The organism is Actinacidiphila oryziradicis, from assembly GCF_005047355.1.
Taxonomy (GTDB): domain Bacteria; phylum Actinomycetota; class Actinomycetes; order Streptomycetales; family Streptomycetaceae; genus Actinacidiphila; species Actinacidiphila oryziradicis.
This window is the reverse complement of the sequence record NZ_SUMC01000265.1, coordinates 1-3,409: the sequence shown is the minus strand read 5'-3', so window position 1 is coordinate 3,409 and position 3,409 is coordinate 1. Positions and strand designations below refer to the sequence as shown.

Sequence of the window (3,409 nt, the reverse complement as noted above, 5' to 3'; positions counted from 1 at the left end):
CTGCAGGTCCATGACCAGGTTTCTGGCGAGTTGCATGGTCCAGGCCGCGGTGGGGTGGGCGGTCGTGCCCATGATGTGGATGCGGCGGGTGGCGTGCTCGATGACGGCGAAGACGTACAGTCGGGCCCCGGTCAGGGTGCGGGTTTCGAAGAAGTCGGCGGCGAGGATCGCGTGTGCTTGGCTGCGCAGGAAGCCGGCCCAGGTCTGGTGGTCGCGCTGGGGTGCGGGTTCGATGCCGTGGGCTTGGAGGATTTCCCAGACGGTGGAGGGGGCGACCTTGATTTCCAGGGCGGCGAGCTCGCCGTGGATGCGCCGGTAGCCCCAATTGGGGTTCTCCCGGGCCAGGCGCAGGATGAGGGCTTGGATGCTGCGGATGGTGGGCGGTCGGCCCGGCCGTTTCGGGCGGGAAATCTTGGCGTGGTGGCGGCGGAGCAGATCGTGGTGCCAACGCAGGACCGTATCGGGGGAGACGATCAGGTGCAGCTGCCGAAGTTGCGGCCTTGGGAGTCGGTGGAGGAGGGCGGCGAGGAAGGCCCGATCGGACCGGGTGAGGCGGGGCTTGTCGATCTGGCGCTGCAGGATGGCGAGCTGGTGGCGTAGCGTCAGAATTTCGATGTTCTTGTCGATGTCGCTCATCGGCAACAGCCGTATGAAGGTGAACACGCTCGTGAGCATCAGGTACGGCAGTCGCAGCAGCACGACTGATCATCCTGGCGTACCCGTCCGACGCTCCTCAGCCGTATCGGAGAACCTACCGGTTACACGCTATGGATGGGGTTTTCGGCACCCACAGTGCCCATTGATGCCTCGCATTCACCATCGGGAAAAGGGGAAACGGTCCGCCTCCAGGGCACTGTATGACGGGTCGCCACCAGGTTTATGGCAGGCTGGTATTCGGCGCGCTCAGAACGAGAATTCTATGTGCTTCACGTGGGTGAAATCCGCTCGCAGGCCCGTGGCCCGCGTGCCCCATTCGGTGAAATACGACTCGGTTATGGCGGCAGCGACGATCGGATGGGGCTCCTCCTCCGTCCTCCGCGCTCCTATGCCATTCAGCGGATCGCCACCGAGAACACCACCCTCAAGCAGCGCGTCCGCCAACTCACCACCGACAACCGCACCCTGGACGAACGACTCAAGGCCGCCCGCTCCAACCTCCGCTTCCAGGACCGCCGCGTCGCCGATCTCGAAGCCCAGATCGCCCCGCCCACCGGGTGATCACACCTGGGCGTCCACCGCGTGACGGATGGCGGCGTCGGCCAGCCGTCCGGGCTCGAAGACCGCCACCGCCACGCGGAACTCCGGGGCCAGAGCGTCCCACAGCTCCTCCAGGAACTCGCTCTGGTCGGCCGCTTCGGTCCGCGCTTCGAGGAACGGTTCGCCGGTCGCGACATGGTCTCCGTCGGAGCGGTACGTCGTCATCAGCACGGCATCCCCGGGACCCAGGCCGCGAACGGCGAGCGTCAGCACGTCGGCCGACGGCCTGCCGCCGGCGCTTCGACGGGCGGCACCGAACCAGGCGTCCTGCCCCAAGCGCAGGTCAGCCACCACGGTGATGCGAGGCGTGAAGATCGGCGGGTCGGGTTCGTACCCCAGGTCCGCCATCGCCTCGGTCGGCGTTCGCCCCTCCAGCAGCAGGTCCGATACCACGGCTACCTGCTCGCCATTGCCGAACACCAGCCAACCATCCCGCTCGCGGGCCGCAACGTAGTGCCGCAGCGGATCGTGGGCCAACTCACCGGTCGGCGCGACGATCAGCTCTCTGTCCCCTCGGCGCAGGACACGGGCCTTGGACGCGGCACTACGTCCGGTGAGAAAGTAGCCGCCGCACAACGCGCCGCCCAGGGTTCTCGCCCACAGCACGCCCCGTCCCGGATAGCGATTGCCTGCCACTGCCTCATGCACCTGGTCCACAGGGACACGCTCCTCTGCCGGTCGCCTCAAGAACGCGGATCTCCACGCACCGCCATCCAACCGGAGACGCATCGGCCCCCGACCGGCACCCTGGCCGCGCCGGGCCTTCCTGACAGTCACTCGGACGAGCGCTACCAAACGGCACTCAACCATCGTCACGGACATGTAGTCTATGGATCGTCGCAGTTCAGAGCCGGTATCCGAGCTCCTGCGGTCGGTAAACTGGACGACATCACCAGGCTCCGCATGCACCGCGCCGACGACCAGGACACGCTCGACCTGATCCGGGCGTTCATGAGCATTGGATGAAGCCCCTGCTCGACACCTACGCCGACCGGCTCAGCCACACACTCGAGGCGGAACACTCGCGTCGGGGACAGGCACCACGAGATGATCATCCTATGGCAGATGTGATTTTCTTCGATCTGGACGGCACCCTGGTCGATCATCGAAGCGCGGTCTTGGAAACGATCGGCCAGATCGTCCAGGCCGCGCCGAACGCGACGGCTCCACCGGAGGAGCTGGTGACGTTGTGGTGGACGCTGGAGGCGCGCCACATGCGGGAATACCTGGCCGGTCAGTGCTCCTTCGCTGAGCACCACCGACGCAGGCTCCGTTCCTTCCTGCCGATGCTCGGCGAGCCGGTTCCGACAAGTCCCGGCCTTCTGGACGCCTGGATCGCCGAGCGCTACCTCACCGTGTTCGAGGAGTCCTGACGGTGCTATCCCGATGTCCAGCCATGCCTGGAGACCCTGAAACGGCTTCCCCGAGGACCGCGTCTGGCTGTACTCACCAACGGGGACCCCGAGCAGCAGCGCGCCAAGCTCGCCCGCTTCGGCCTCCTCGAATACTTCGAAGCCGTCCTGACCCCGACCGAGCTCGGTGCGGCCAAGCCCGTCGCCTACGCCACCGCCAGCCGGCGGATGCGGACGGACCCCGCGCAGGCGGTCAACGTGGGCGACATGCTGGAAAGCGATGTAAACGCAGCCGCCCTCGCCGGGCTCACCGGCATCTGGCTGGACCGCGGCATCGACTTCGTCACTGGTGGACCATCGCCGACGGCAGACGAGACGGTGCTCCGCGTCGAACGGCTCACCGACCTCCCCGACCACCTATCACGCACGAACGCCTGACCGGCTCTCACGGCCGTCGTAAGTGAGCGACCCGGGTCAACGCCTTCCCCGGGGGCACGCATCAGCTGGTTCCATGAATCATGGCCGGGTTCCAAACTACCGTGGCTCGGCTCACTCAGGCGGCCAACTCGAACGCTCACTGGCCAAATGAAGCGCTCAGTCACACATCGGTTCGGGCCCTCACGGCTGCTCGGGGACCTACAGGTCGAAGTCGATGTGCTGCACGTCGGTGAACCGCACCTCCTCCAGGCTGCCGGCGCGGCGGCCGCCGTCTTGGAAGTACACCTCCTTGAGCGCTTCGGCGGCGATCTTCTGGAGCTCGCGGTCGGTGGCTCCCTGCTCCTGGGCGTCGAAGAGACGGG

At 66.6% G+C, this 3,409-nt stretch carries 4 protein-coding genes and 2 pseudogenes; 3 read left to right on the top strand and 3 right to left on the bottom strand.

Annotation, left to right across the window (positions count from 1 at the left end):
- The coding region (locus tag FCI23_RS54825) for a helix-turn-helix domain-containing protein (protein ID WP_136731649.1) at nucleotides 1-699 on the bottom strand (699 nt) is incomplete at its 3' end.
- Between the two features lie 315 nt (nucleotides 700-1,014).
- Here FCI23_RS54825 and FCI23_RS54815 point away from each other — a divergent pair.
- Nucleotides 1,015-1,218, top strand: a complete 204-nt coding sequence (locus tag FCI23_RS54815) for a hypothetical protein (RefSeq protein ID WP_136731648.1) — start codon at nucleotides 1,015-1,017, stop codon at nucleotides 1,216-1,218.
- Here FCI23_RS54815 and FCI23_RS54810 read toward each other — a convergent pair whose 3' ends face one another.
- Complete coding sequence (locus FCI23_RS54810) at nucleotides 1,219-1,914, bottom strand: IMP cyclohydrolase (RefSeq protein ID WP_246144928.1); 696 nt, start codon at nucleotides 1,912-1,914, stop codon at nucleotides 1,219-1,221.
- A 401-nt stretch (nucleotides 1,915-2,315) separates the two neighbouring features.
- Here FCI23_RS54810 and FCI23_RS54800 point away from each other — a divergent pair, with 401 nt between their 5' ends.
- A complete protein-coding gene (locus tag FCI23_RS54800) occupies nucleotides 2,316-2,630 on the top strand; it encodes an HAD family hydrolase (protein WP_136731645.1) in 315 nt (104 codons plus the stop codon).
- 18 nt (nucleotides 2,631-2,648) lie between these two features.
- A pseudogene (locus FCI23_RS54795) lies at nucleotides 2,649-3,047 on the top strand (HAD family hydrolase); the annotation flags it as partial.
- A gap of 198 nt (nucleotides 3,048-3,245) precedes the next feature.
- Here the strand turns inward: FCI23_RS54795 and FCI23_RS54790 are convergent.
- Nucleotides 3,246-3,409, bottom strand: a pseudogene (locus tag FCI23_RS54790) (telomere-protecting terminal protein Tpg); the annotation flags it as partial.